A 14087-nucleotide genomic window follows, 5' to 3' on the forward strand; every position below is an offset into this window, starting at 1 on the left:
TTAATCTCCCTTTTTATTGTTTAATAAATTTAGAATCACCTTTGGATATAGTTGGTGTTCAACATCATGAATCTTACTTTCCAATTGTTCAAGTGTTTCATTTGGTAAAATAGGAATACTTTGTTGCGCTATAATTGGCCCCGTATCAACACCTTCGTCAATGTAGTGTATCGTCACACCAGTTACACTAACACCTGCCTTATACGCATCCTCAATTCCATGAATACCTGGAAAAAGGGGTAACATTGCGGGATGAATATTAATAATTTCCATCGGATACTTACTCAATAATGTACTTGTAATCACACGCATATAACCCGCCAATAAAATGGTGTCGATTTGATACTTAGCTAATTCATTAACAATCACTTGTTCATAATGACTACGATTTTCAAAGTCTTTAGGTTGAATAATAAAGGTTGGAATTCCTCTACGTGCTGCCTTTTTAATGACAGCCGCTTTTGGTCGATCACAAACTAAAACTTCAATTTCTAATCCTGCATCTTTTAATGCCTGATTATCTGCAATAAATTCAAAATTAGAACCGGTCCCTGATGCAAAAATTGCTACTTTGACCATTTTATTTACCTACCAATTCGACCGTTTGATCAGTATTTTTAATTTCTATACTGCCTATTTCATAAGCGTGTACAGTTTCTTTATTTAATTGTGTCAGCACCTGTTCAACGTTAGCTTTATCAACAGCCAAAACCATTCCAATACCCATATTAAAAATTTCATACATCTCTGAATGGGGTATCTCACCGTATCTAGAGATGGCATCAAAAATTGGTAGTACTGGCCATAATCCTAGATTAATTGTTGCTTTTAGCCCTTCTGGTAACATTCTTGGTATATTTTCAATAAAGCCACCACCTGTAATATGTGCTGCGCCTTTAATCAAATTATCTTGAAATAAAGGAATCAGATCATCTACATAAATTTTTGTTGGTGTCATTAATATTTCAGCAAGTGATTCATTAGGTATTTCTGGTAAAGCTTCATCTAAATTAAAAGCCATGTCTTCAAGAAATATCTTTCTAACAAGTGAGAATCCATTTGAATGAATACCGGTTGACGAAATTCCAATTAAAATGTCATTTTCTTGAATTGAATGACCATCTATTAATTGACTTTTTTCAACAACACCAACCGCAAATCCGGCCATATCATAATGTGTTTTTTGATACATCCCTGGCATTTCAGCTGTTTCACCACCAATAAGATTCATATGTGCTGTTTGACATCCTTTAATTACCCCAGAAATAATACTTTCAATTTTTTGAGGTTCAGTTTTGCCAGTCGCTAAGTAGTCCAAAAAGTATAGAGGCGTTGCACCCTGAGCAACAATGTCATTAACACACATAGCCACACAATCAATCCCAATTGTGTCATGTCGATTTGTTTCAAAGGCAACCATCAATTTGGTGCCAACGCCATCAGTACCTGAAACCATAAGTGGCTCTATAATACCTAATCGACTGAGATCAAAGAGTCCTCCAAATCCACCAACTGAACTTGTTTCATTTACCAGTGACATTTGTTTATTAATTCGATTAACGACGTCATACCCTGCATTCACATCAACACCCGATTTTTGATAAGCATTTACCATTTTGAAGTCCTCACTTTTCTGTCGTTAAGTTTGCTAAATACTCATCCTCGTAATCATATAATGGCGTTGGATAATCACCATTAAAGTAAGCCATACATAGTCCTGAATATGGGGCATCTAAATTCAAACCAATTGAAGCAATTAATCCAGCTTCACTTAGAAATGCTAATGAGTCTGCCCCAATAATAGCCTTCATTTCTTCAATTGATTTATTTGCGGCAATTAATTCAGATTGCTTTTGAATATCAATCCCATAAAAACAAGGGTATTTAAGAGGTGGTGACGCAATTCGCAAATGAACTTCAGCAGCTCCAGCTTCTTTTAACAATCTAACAATGTGTTTACTCGTTGTCCCCCGAACAATTGAATCATCGACTAAAATAATCTTTTTACCCTTAACCACGCTTTTAACAGCTGATAATTTCATTCGCACCCCTTGTTCTCTAAGTCTTTGGGTGGGTTGAATAAAGGTCCGGCCAATATATTGATTTTTAACTAATCCCATTTCATAAGGAATGCCACTTTCTTCTGCATAACCACTAGCTGCAGACAATGAGGAATTTGGTACACCAATAACCATATCTGCATCAATACCCGTTTCTCGTGCTAGTTTGCGACCCATTCTTTTACGAGCAGAATGGACATTAATCCCACAAATATCCGAATCCGGTCTTGCAAAATAAATATATTCCATTGAACAAATTGACATTTTAGTTTCAGTTGTATAAACGTCAATTGATAGCCCTTCGTCAGTAATAGTGACGATTTCACCAGGGTTCACATCGCGAACGAATTCTGCCCCAACAGAATCTAAAGCACAGGTTTCACTTGCAACGACGTAAGCACCATTTACCATTTGACCAATAGATAGTGGTCTAAATCCATTTGGATCAAGTGCCGCAATCATGTAGTTTGACGTCATTAATAAGTAAGCAAACCCACCATGTACTTGATTTAATGCGTCTTTAACCTGTTCATGCAAAGTGTCTTGTGATGAACGACGAATTAAGTGCATCAAAACCTCTGAATCCGAACTTGATTTGAAAATAGCCCCATCTTGCTCTAACTCATTTCTAAGCGTTACCGCATTAGTTAAATTACCATTATGGGCTAAGGCAAACTGTGTATCGTAAAAATCAAATAAAAATGGCTGAATGTTATCAATTCCGTTACTACCGGCCGTTGCATAACGTACATGTCCAATAGCTGCATTACCGGTTAATTTTTTTATTTTTTCAGGATTTCTAAAAACATCTGATAGTAATCCTAATCCTCTATAACCAATTAGTTTACCTTCATCATTTGATACAATTCCTGCACCTTCTTGGCCGCGATGTTGTAAACTATGCAGACCAAAATAGGTAATCTGATTTGCATCTTCATTTCCCCAAACACCAAAAACACCACATTCTTCATTTAAACTTCTTATTTCATTAGGCACGGAATTGCATCCTCCCAAACTTGTTTGGCTTCAGAAGTTGTAAGAGTTATCTTACTCCCTTTTGTCGTCACGTTAATTAATTGGTCTGCTGTAACACAGCCAATTTTTTCAGCAGTTTGATTCATTAAATTTTCAAAATCTGTCTTATTTTCTGATTTAATCGATAAAATGAATCGCGATTGTGATTCTGAGAAAAGTTGTGCATCTGTCATATTTACATTAATATCAATACCTAAATCGTTTTTAAATACGGATTCACTTAAAGCAACGGCTAGACCACCTTCAGATAAATCATGTGCACTTTCGACTAAACCAGATTCGATAGCTTCTAAAACAAACGCTTGGTTACTTTGTTCAGTCTTTAAATCAAAATGTTTAATATCTCCGGAAATCTCGTTAGTAGTCATTTTCTGAATTTCTGAACCATTAAAATCATTATAAGTTGTACCCACTAAATAAATTAAATCATTAGCATGTTTAAAATCTTGCGTTGTTATATTTTTAACATCTTTAATTAAACCAACCATTCCAATCATTGGCGTTGGATAAATGGCTTGTTCATTAAATTCATTATATAAAGAGACATTACCAGAAATAACAGGTGTATTAAATAAGTCACATGCTTCAGAAATACCGATAGCACTTTGATCAAATTCCCAAAAAATTTCTGGATTTTCAGGACGTCCATAATTTAAGCAATCTGTAATAGCGAGTGGTTGTCCACCAGATGCAACTATGTTACGCGCTGCTTCAGAAACAGCAATTTGACCACCAACCTTAGGATTCAAGTAAATATAACGCGCATTACAATCTGTTGTCATTGCGAGTGCCTTATTAGTTTCTCTAATTCGAATAACACCTGCATCACTACCAGGTCTAACCACTGTATTGACTTTAACTTGAGAATCGTACGTTTCGTACAATGATTTTTTGGATGCGATTGTTGGTTGTTGTAACAAATCTAACCAAGTTTGCTTCGTATTTTCTATTTCAGGTATAAAATCAGACTGCGCTTTAAATTTGCTGATTCTTGCAGGTTCTTTTTGTTCCTTATGATAGACTGGTGCATCACTTGCTAAAGAATCAACGGGAATATTAGCAACAATTTTTCCCTCATGTATTAAAACATAATCCGTATTTTCTGTTACATACCCGATATTAACGGCTTCTAAATCATATTTTTTAAATAAATTGATAACTTTAGTTTCAAATTCAGGTTTAATACAAAGAACCATCCGTTCTTGAGATTCAGATAACATCATTTCGTAAGCAGACATATTAGTTTCACGTTGTGGAACGTTATCTAAATCAAGTACCATCCCTGATTTAGCTTTCGAGGCCATTTCAGCAGTTGACGAAACTAATCCAGCAGCTCCCATATCTTGAATACCAACTAACCAGTCTGGATGATCTAGAATAAGTTCGAGACAAGCATCCATTAATAATTTTTCCATGAATGGATCACCAACTTGAACAGCTGAACGCTGTGTTTCTTTATCATCAGCAAATTCATCAGAAGCAAACGTTGCCCCATGAATACCATCACGACCCGTTTTAGCACCAACATAAATAACTAGATTTCCATCACCTTTTGCCTGGCCTTTTTGAATATTTTTATGATCAATCAGTCCAACACACATTGCATTTACTAGTGGGTTACCCTCATAACAAGGATCAAATCCTATTTCTCCACCAACAGTTGGAATACCAATACAGTTACCGTATCCTCCGATACCAGCTACAATTTCTGAAACAAGATACTTAGTGTGCTCATTATCTAGTTCACCGAAACGTAAACTGTCAAGAAGTGCAATAGGTGTTGCCCCCATTGAAAAAATATCTCTGATAATACCGCCGACACCTGTTGCGGCACCTTCATAGGGTTCAACAGCTGAGGGATGATTATGGCTTTCAGCTTTAAATACAACTGCTTTACCATCACCAATATCAATAACACCAGCACCTTCTCCAGGTCCTTGTAAAACTTGCGGCCCAGAATTTGGAAAATGTTTTAAAACGGGGCGGGAATTTTTGTAAGAACAATGCTCACTCCACATTACTGAAAATAAACCAGTTTCAGTATAGTTAGGTTGACGACTTAAAATATCATCTTTAATTAACTTATATTCTGAATCAGTTAATCCCCAATTTTGATATAATTTGGTATCTTCAATTATTTGTGCCGTCGGTTCTTGTTTTGTAACCAAATTAACCCACTCCCTCTGTGTATGTCGTTAACATCGATTTAAATAAATTTAGGCCGTCCGTTGAACCGAGCAATGCTTCAATAGCACGTTCTGGATGCGGCATCATACCAAGTACATTTCCACGCTCATTAATAATTCCAGCAATATTATCAATACTTCCATTTGGGTTATCTTGATATCTAAAAATAATTTGATTATTTTTCTTAAGAGAAGCTAATGTTTCATCATCACAATAATAATTACCCTCGCCATGAGCAATTGGTAATTCAATTGTCGTTTGCGTTTTATAATCAGTTGTAAAACGCGTTTGATTATTAACAATTTCCAAAGTAACTGGCTTACAAATAAATTTAATATTTTTATTTTGAATTAATGCACCTGGAAGTAGTTGCATTTCCGTTAACATTTGAAATCCATTACAGGTTCCAAACACTAGTTTACCTTCATCCGCAAAACGTCTCACTTCATTCATAATGGGTGATAAACTGGCAATTGCCCCACTTCTTAAGTAATCGCCGTATGAAAATCCACCTGGAAGTAATACACCATCAAAACCATCAAGAGATTCCTCTGTATACGACACAAACTCAGCTTGTTCATGTAAACCATCCCGAATAGCGTGAAGTAAATCATAATCACAATTTGAACCAGGAAATACAACAACTGCAAATTTCATGATTAAGCCTCCACTTTTTCAAGTTCGTAACGATATTGCTCCATATTTGGATTAGCTAATAATTTATCACAAATCGCATCAATTTTTTGGTCTATCTCTAATTCAGTTGCTTCAACCTTTAACACAAAATATTTACCAACTCGAACGTCACTAACACCTGAGAATCCTAATCGGTTAATCGCTTCATTAACAGCTTGACCTTGCGGATCTAAAACTGATTCTTTATATGTAACGTAAACTTTTACACTATACATTATTTGACCTCATTTCGATTTTTTAGTCGGTTTAAAACATCTTGATATACTGGAATAATGCTACCTTGGTTTTTTCTGAAAATATCCTTATCTAATGATTTATGTGTCTTCGAATCCCATAAACGTGCATTATCAGGTGAAAATTCATCTGCCAAAATAAGTTCCCCATGATACCGACCGAATTCAAGTTTAAAATCAATTAAATCAATATTGATGTCTTTAAATAATTTATACAGTAGCTGATTAATATGAAGGACTTGTTTCTTTATTTCGTCCATTTCTATTTTAGTCGCAAAATTTAACGCAAAAATTTGTGACTCATTTATTCCAGGATCGTCTAGAGCATCATTCTTATAATAGTATTCAATAACAGGAACTGTTAATTTAGTTCCTTCAACTTGATCAAATTTACGAGCAAAACTACCTGCAATAGTATTTCGTAAAACAACTTCAATTGGAATTATTTCAACTTTTTTAACTAATTGTTCGGTTTTAGAAACATCTTCAATGAAATGTGTTTTAATACCGTTTGCCATTAAATAAGAAAAAATAATATCAGATATTTGATGGCTTAATAATCCCTTACCTAATATTTCTTCTTTCCGTTTACCATTAAGTGCGGTAGCTTGGTTTTTGTATACCATTCTTAATACTTCTTCATCATTAGTTTGATAAACATCTTTAGCTTTTCCTTCGTAAATCAATTGATCCAAGCGAATAGCCCCCTTAAGAATAAAAACATATAAAAATATACTTTTTAACTAAATAGTTCGTTCTTTACAAATATAGTTTAACAATTACTATATAATTTATCAAGGTAAAATACGATTATTTTTATATTTTTTTAATTTAAAGTTCGTATTATGGCAAACAAAAAACCATAAAGCTATTAAAATAACTTTATGGTTTACATATTTCTTTAAATGAGACCAATTCGTTCGAAAATAGCATCAACATTTCTAATATGATAATGATAATCAAAAGCATCATCTAAGTCTGCTTGAGTTAATGCAGACATTATTTGTTCATCTGCTTCTAATAAGGGACGGAACTGTATTTGTTGATCCCAAGAGATTGCCGTCTTAGGTTGAATTAAATCATATGCAGCCTCTCTAGACATGCCACTATCAATTAATTTAAGTAAAACTCTTTGGCTGTAAATAAGACCAAAAGTACGGTCCATATTTTTTTTCATATTTTCCGGAAATACTGTTAATTCTTTAACTATTTTTGTAAAGCGACGTAGCATGTAATCTAATAAAATAGTTGTATCGGGTAATATAATACGTTCTGCAGAGCTATGTGAAATATCTCGTTCATGCCATAATGTAACATCTTCGAAGGCAGTGACCATATGTCCTCGAATGACACGCGCTAACCCTGTAATATTTTCTGAACCAATTGGATTACGTTTATGTGGCATAGCTGATGAACCTTTTTGGCCTTTAGCGAAATATTCTTCAACTTCTCGTGTCTCACTTTTTTGTAATCCACGAATTTCTGTTGCCATTTTTTCAATCGATGTTGCAAGAAGAGCCATCTCAGAAACATAATTAGCATGTAAATCTCGTGGTAAGACTTGTGTCGATATTTCTTGAGGTCTAATTCCAAGATGCTCACAAACATAAGTTTCCACAAACATTGGGATATTGGCAAATGTTCCTACAGCACCACTAATTTTTCCAGCTTCAACATCTAATGCTGCATCATTAAAACGAATTTGATGACGTTTCATTTCAGAATACCACAATGCAATTTTCAATCCAAATGTTGTTGGTTCAGCATGTACACCGTGTGTTCTACCCATCATAACAGTATCTTTATATTCAACTGCTTTATCAGCTAAAACAGCCATAAATTCTTCAATATCCTTACGCAAAATTTCATTAGCCTGTTTTAAAATAGATCCATACGCTGTATCAACTACATCTGTAGAAGTTAATCCATAATGAACCCACTTACGTTCTTCCCCTAGAGATTCTGAGACAGCTCTTGTAAAGGCAACGACATCATGCTTTGTTTCTTGTTCAATTTCTAAAATACGATCAATATCAAAACTAGCATTTTTACGAATTTTTTCAGCGTCTTCTGCTGGAACATGGCCTAGTTCAACCCAAGCCTCACTAGCTAATGTTTCAACTTCTAACCAAGCTTTATATTTATTTTCATCTGACCATATGGCACCCATCTCAGCATTTGTATAACGATCAATCATTTTTATCTTCCTCTCTTAATCCCAAATTTTCGTTTGATATACATCAATTTTAGCTTGCTCAATATTATCGGTTAATATCGTTACATGACCCATCTTACGATCTTGTTTTGCTTCATTTTTACCATAAAAATGAAACCGCCATTGACCTTCATTTTGAATTTCATTTAATACTGACTGGACATGTTGTCCCAAAATATTAATCATAATAGCATGACTTAACAACTGTGGTTTTAACATTGGTAAATTACAAATTCCTCTAATATGCGCTTCAAATTGTGATAAGGAACAGGCCTCAATTGTTAAATGTCCGGAATTATGTGGTCTAGGTGCAATTTCATTAACATAAACGCCACCTGAATCTGAAACAAAAAATTCAATCCCCATTGTTCCAACAGACAAACAATCATCAGCAATTTGACTTGCAATAATTTCAACTTCTTTTCTTGTCTCAATCGATAAACGACTCGGACAAGAACTCTCATGTAAAATATTATGACGATGTTGATTTTCGATAATCGGAAAAATACTTTGTTGGCCTAATTCATTTCTAGCAATGATAACGGAAACTTCACGATCAAACTGAACAAAGCCTTCTAACACGCATGTTCTATTTTGAATCAATTTTCCCGCTTCAATCAAATCAGCACTTGTCTTTAAAATAACTTGTCCTTTACCATCATATCCGCCACGAATCGTTTTTAAAATTGATGGGTACCCAGTTATTTTAATGGCATTTTCTAAATCATCAAAACTTTGTATTAATTTAAATGGTGCGATTGGATAATTATGAGCTTCCAAAAATTGTTTCTCACTAATTCTATCTTGTGAAATACGCAGTGCAGTCGACCCTTGTGGAACATAGCAATATTGCTTTGCTGCATCAATCGTATCAGCATCTACATTTTCAAACTCAAACGTTAGTACATCACACATTTTTGCAAGATTTAAAATAGCAATCTCATCGTCATAATCTGCAATCACTTGTTTGTCCGCAACCTGAGCAGCTGGGCAATCTTTTTGCGGATCTAATATAATCACACGATAACCCATTTCTTTTGCAGACGTTGTCATCATTTGTCCTAGCTGACCACCACCAATAATACCAATTGTTTGTCCTGGTAATATCCTTTTAATCAAGTAAATCACTACTTTCCAAAGATTTTTGATGGAGTGATAATTGATATGACTTTAAATTATCTTTTATAGTTGAATCACTTAAGGCACAAATTTTTGCGGCAAAGATGCCGGCATTTGTTGCACCTGCTTTACCAATTGCCATAGTTGCTACGGGTGTTCCCGCAGGCATCTGAACAATTGACAGTAAAGAGTCTATTCCATTTAGCGCATGGGACTGCACCGGAACGCCTACTACAGGGATGACGGTTGAAGCTGCAATCATTCCTGGTAAATGTGCGGCACCACCCGCACCAGCAATAATAACTTCATACCCATTTTTATCCGCACTTTCTGCAAATTTAATCATTTCTATTGGCATTCGATGTGCCGAAATAACTTTTTTATCATACTCAATATCAAGTTCATCTAATAAATTAGCCGTAAATTTCATTGTGGTCCAGTCGGAAATCGATCCCATTACAATTGCTATCTTTGCCATTCGATTACCTCCAAATTTAATAAACCTATTCTATCAACAACTCAGCGTTGTGTCAAAGCAAAAAAAGGACGAAATTAAAAAATTAATAAAAATAGTTCGTATTTTAATGGATATTCAAGCTATTTCTCTTTTTAATATTTCTTTTTTATAAAAAAATAAATGACACCTATTGGCATCATTTATTTCCCTTTTTAAGGTCCGTGTATAATTGTAACTTGCTTCTAGAATTCAAAACAACTGACTTTTTACTATTGGCTAAATAAAAAGATAGTCCAAATCTTCTTAATTTAACTTGTTTTATTGCGGAAATTTCAATTATTTCATTATGTTTTCGAATAACCTTAGTTAACTTAATATTTTTGTCGTCAACTATTAATTTACGATTCAAGATTTGAACAATTGATACAATAAGAAAAAGTATAAATAAAACAATTGTCCAAATTTGTAATGTTGTTATCTCTAACCATAATAATAAACTACCTAAAAATAAGCAGAACGTCCATGACCATAAAATAACCGTTTTAGCTAGCTCGGGTTGATAAAAATATGTTTTTTGATATTTTTTCATGCTTATGATCTCCTCTAACACAATAAAATTATTCTTCTATATTTAAAGCTTAACATAATTGATCAGATATTCTATATTTTTCCATAAAAAAAGATGAAACCTTAAGTTTCATCTTTTTGAACTATTATTTAATAACTAAGAATCTGTCATCATCTAACATGAAATCTTTATCTCCTGCCGCTGCTTCAATTGAACCAAATGGCATTTGTGCACGTAATTCCCAGTTTCCAGGGATATTAAACGCATTTTTAATTTCAGTATCAATAAGTGGATTATAATGTTGTAAACTTGCGCCAATACCATTTTCAGCTAATACTGTCCAAACACTTTGTTGAGCACCGCCCAAACCTTGTTCTGCCCAAACTCTGAAGTTATCAGCGTATAAAGCAAAATCTTTTTCATTTTGAGCAACAACATCAGTATCTATAAAGTATAATATTGTTCCAAATCCAGCACGGAATGTTGCAATCTTTTCTTGAGTTTTCTTATATGCTTCAGCATTAGGAACCTCAGATTTAAGACGTTTTTCAACGATATCCCAAACCATGTCTGAATTTTTACCATATAAAATTGCTGCTCTAATTGTTTGATTATTGAATGATGTTGGTGATTTCTTTATAGCATCCTCGATAACACCAGTAATTTCATCAGGTGTTTGACTTACTTTATCCCCTAAAGCGTAAATTGAACGACGTTGTTCCATAAGATCTAATAATTGAGTTTTCATAATTAATTTCCCCTTCTCTATTTGAATAAACTTAGTATATCACTTACTATTAATAAGTAAAGAGATAACACTTATTTTTTTTATCTTAAATAAAAAAAGCTACCTAATCGTTGATTAGATAGCTTTTAAACTTATTATTTATTATGCTCTTGGTTTACGTTTACCCCAATATTGGAAATAATCCGTTCTCAATGAGCCATTATATAGCTTACGTTTTTTAGATGCTCTTGAACCATAATATTCTTCAAAAGTTAAGTCACTTGTTAAGATATATTTACTCCAAGTAGGCATTTGTTTATAAACAACACCCATCTGTTTGTATAAAACACGTACAGATTCAGTATCGCTCAATCGTTCACCGTATGGTGGGTTAGCGACTAAAACACCATTTTCTTTTTCTGTTGTAAAATCTTTTGCAGCAAGTTGCTTGAATTCAATACTATCCAAGACGCCAGCTTCAGCGGCATTCTTTTTAGCAATTTCAATCATGCCAGCATCAATATCATAACCTGCTATATCTAATACTACATCAAGATTTGCTTCACCTTTTGCTTTTTCTCTTAAACGATCAAATAGTCCTTTTTCAACAAAATCCCAATCTTCGAATACAAAATAACGACCGATACCAGGTGCAATATTATGTCCCATTAATGCAGCTTCAATTGGGATTGTTCCTGAACCACATACTGGATCAACAAAAGGTTTTTCTGGATACCAATTAGTTAACATAACTAACGCAGCTGCCATATTTTCTTTTAAAGGAGCATAACCCTTTTCAACACGATAACCACGTTTAAATAAACTGCTACCCGTTGTATCAAGTGTCAATAAGACGTTATCTTTATTAATAGCAACTTCCAATGGATATTTTGAACCCGTCTCTGGTAAGCGTGTTGTACGGTGATAGACATCACTTAATTGATCAACAATTGCTTTTTTCACGATTGCTTGGGCATCTGGAACACTATAGAGTGTTGATTTTTGAGATTTTCCTTGAACAGGGAATTCCGCATCTAATGGTAAAAACTTATCCCAAGAGATTGCTTTTGTTTGTTCAAATAAATCGTCAAAAGTCGTAGCCGTAAACTCACCAACAATGATTTTAACGCGATCTGCGGTTCTCAACCATAGGTTTGTATTAATAACATCTTCCATTGTTCCTTCGAAGCGGACACGACTATTTTCTACTTGAACATCATAACCCATATGTTTAAGTTCGTTTCCAACAATTGACTCAATACCGCTAGCTGCGGTTGCCAATAATTTAAAAGTTTCCATTTTGCACCTTCACTATAATTTAATTTTTTTAATAAAAAAACTAGGATAAAAGAAAATTCTTCATCCTAGTTCATCCTGAAATCATGTAAATTTCTATAAGCCATGTTTTGTACGTCATCCATCTCAGGCGATGAAATCAGTGGTAATCATCTATCTCCAGATATTATCTGCCCCCATGATTTGTTCATTTCCGTCATGAAGCGCCCCTACCAAAGTTTGGGTTGCCTACTCGTGGGGTTTACCGCGTTCCAGCAATACCGTTTCCAATATTGTATCGTCTCTGTGGCACTTTACAGATTACTTTGACATAGCCGAAGCCTTAGTCATTTTATCCGCCGTTACCCGAAGGTACCTTGGCTTATTTTTTCACCAAGCACGAACACTACAAGCATCTCAGCTTGTGCAAGCATGGACTTTCCTCAGCCTAACTTAATAGACCGCAATTACCCGAAATTTACACTGAATCTATATTACATCATTCAATTAATTTAAAATTGATTTCTAGAATTTTCATTCTCATCTAACTGTGCACCAAACACACGACGTTCCAAATTAGATAATCGTTTAAGAATATCCATATTTGAAGTTGTAGATGTTGTTTGGGTCGTCTGTGAACTTTTACCAACAGTAACCTGTTTTGTAAGTTCGTCGACTTGAGCAATTAAACGATCATTTTCTTCTTGAAGTTTTTTGACTTTCTTATCAAAGGTTTCATAATCTTTAATAACATCGTCAAGAAATTCGTCAACTTCTTTAGAATCATATCCACGCATTTTTGTTTCAAAATGTTTTTGTAAGATATCTTTAGGTACAAAATTAACATCCGTCATATTCGTACACCTCATCACTAATTTCTCATAAATAATGTTAATACCTGTTTATTATAGCAGAATTATTTAATAATTCAAATGATTATTTTGTTCCTCTTCCATTTCGTTTGCAATATCTTCTAATTCCATAAAATCTATCATACGTAATGCATAGTTTTTCACTTCTTTAGTTTGCTTTATTTTTAATAAATCAAATTTTGTTTTGCCTTCATTTTCTGAATCATAAAGTAATAACGCGCCATCTGTGTGTTCTATCATAAAAGTTTGATAATTTTTTAATTGCTGTGGCGACTGATAGGTATCCTTACTAACATAATCAGAAAAATCTACATCATTTAATATTTGATTTAAAACTAATTTTTTATCATCTTTCCAATTATTACCAAACTCTTTGAATGGTAGCATAACTGATACCTTGAAATCAGGATATTCATTTTGTATATCTAGGCAAATTTGTGCCGTCCATTGCTCAACACCAAGCTGAGGGCCAGTTATAACCCACTTCAATCCATTTTCTATTTCATTAATAATATTTTTTTTAATTGCGCTTTTAATGATTTTTATTTTAAGATCATTTTCATTAAAAATACCTAATTCGTATGTTCTATAACCAGTCACCCATAAACGCTTCATAATTGATTAAATATTCCTTTCTTATATT

Annotated in this window: 15 protein-coding genes and 1 other RNA gene; all 16 read right to left on the reverse strand. The window is 33.9% G+C overall.

Features of this window, described 5'->3' with window-relative positions:
- Entirely contained in the window at nt 1-579 is a 579-nt protein-coding gene (gene purN, locus AC1RPX_RS02540; protein ID WP_481761304.1) for a phosphoribosylglycinamide formyltransferase, read from the reverse strand.
- A gap of 1 nt (nt 580) precedes the next feature.
- Nucleotides 581-1615 (reverse strand): phosphoribosylformylglycinamidine cyclo-ligase, encoded by a 1035-nt coding sequence (gene purM, locus AC1RPX_RS02545; RefSeq protein WP_481761303.1) that lies wholly within the window; start codon nt 1613-1615, stop codon nt 581-583.
- Between the two features lie 10 nt (nt 1616-1625).
- Entirely contained in the window at nt 1626-3056 is a 1431-nt protein-coding gene (gene purF / locus AC1RPX_RS02550; RefSeq protein ID WP_481761302.1) for an amidophosphoribosyltransferase, read from the reverse strand.
- Nucleotides 3041-5263 carry a phosphoribosylformylglycinamidine synthase subunit PurL gene (purL, locus tag AC1RPX_RS02555; protein WP_481761301.1) on the reverse strand — a complete coding sequence of 741 codons (2223 nt, stop codon included), beginning with the start codon at nt 5261-5263 and terminating at the stop codon, nt 3041-3043. The genes purF and purL overlap by 16 nt, the downstream gene beginning before the upstream one ends.
- Nucleotide 5264: 1 nt before the next feature.
- Nucleotides 5265-5939 (reverse strand): phosphoribosylformylglycinamidine synthase subunit PurQ, encoded by a 675-nt coding sequence (gene purQ, locus AC1RPX_RS02560; protein WP_481761300.1) that lies wholly within the window; start codon nt 5937-5939, stop codon nt 5265-5267.
- Between the two features lie 2 nt (nt 5940-5941).
- A complete protein-coding gene (gene purS, locus AC1RPX_RS02565) occupies nt 5942-6193 on the reverse strand; it encodes a phosphoribosylformylglycinamidine synthase subunit PurS (RefSeq protein WP_409022561.1) in 252 nt (83 codons plus the stop codon).
- Nucleotides 6193-6912, reverse strand: a complete 720-nt coding sequence (gene purC, locus AC1RPX_RS02570; protein ID WP_481761407.1) for a phosphoribosylaminoimidazolesuccinocarboxamide synthase — start codon at nt 6910-6912, stop codon at nt 6193-6195. Before purC ends, purS begins: the two co-directional genes overlap by 1 nt.
- A 200-nt stretch (nt 6913-7112) precedes the next feature.
- Nucleotides 7113-8408, reverse strand: coding sequence for an adenylosuccinate lyase (gene purB, locus AC1RPX_RS02575; RefSeq protein WP_481761299.1), 1296 nt, complete (start codon nt 8406-8408; stop codon nt 7113-7115).
- A gap of 15 nt (nt 8409-8423) precedes the next feature.
- Complete coding sequence (purK, locus tag AC1RPX_RS02580; protein ID WP_481761298.1) at nt 8424-9545, reverse strand: 5-(carboxyamino)imidazole ribonucleotide synthase; 1122 nt, start codon at nt 9543-9545, stop codon at nt 8424-8426.
- Nucleotides 9538-10023: a 5-(carboxyamino)imidazole ribonucleotide mutase gene (gene purE, locus AC1RPX_RS02585; RefSeq protein WP_481761297.1), complete on the reverse strand. Its 486-nt coding sequence runs from the start codon at nt 10021-10023 to the stop codon at nt 9538-9540. The genes purK and purE overlap by 8 nt, the downstream gene beginning before the upstream one ends.
- Nucleotides 10024-10198: 175 nt before the next feature.
- Complete coding sequence (locus tag AC1RPX_RS02590; protein WP_481761296.1) at nt 10199-10591, reverse strand: EbsA family protein; 393 nt, start codon at nt 10589-10591, stop codon at nt 10199-10201.
- 124 nt (nt 10592-10715) lie between these two features.
- On the reverse strand, nt 10716-11318 hold the full coding sequence (locus tag AC1RPX_RS02595; RefSeq protein WP_481761295.1) for a nitroreductase family protein: 603 nt from the start codon (nt 11316-11318) through the stop codon (nt 10716-10718).
- A 141-nt stretch (nt 11319-11459) separates the two neighbouring features.
- The gene (locus AC1RPX_RS02600; protein ID WP_409022567.1) at nt 11460-12596 is read right to left on the reverse strand and encodes a THUMP domain-containing class I SAM-dependent RNA methyltransferase; all 1137 of its coding nucleotides are present in this window, start codon (nt 12594-12596) and stop codon (nt 11460-11462) included.
- Between the two features lie 91 nt (nt 12597-12687).
- Nucleotides 12688-13051, reverse strand: an RNA gene (gene rnpB / locus AC1RPX_RS02605) — RNase P RNA component class B.
- Nucleotides 13052-13084: 33 nt separating this feature from the next.
- Nucleotides 13085-13426, reverse strand: a complete 342-nt coding sequence (gene gpsB, locus AC1RPX_RS02610; protein ID WP_481761294.1) for a cell division regulator GpsB — start codon at nt 13424-13426, stop codon at nt 13085-13087.
- A 66-nt stretch (nt 13427-13492) separates the two neighbouring features.
- Entirely contained in the window at nt 13493-14059 is a 567-nt protein-coding gene (locus AC1RPX_RS02615) for an SLOG family protein (RefSeq protein ID WP_481761293.1), read from the reverse strand.
- Between the last annotated feature and the right edge of the window lie 28 nt (nt 14060-14087).

The sequence above is a fragment of the Dellaglioa sp. CoH-56-MRSF-14 genome, from assembly GCF_056782115.1.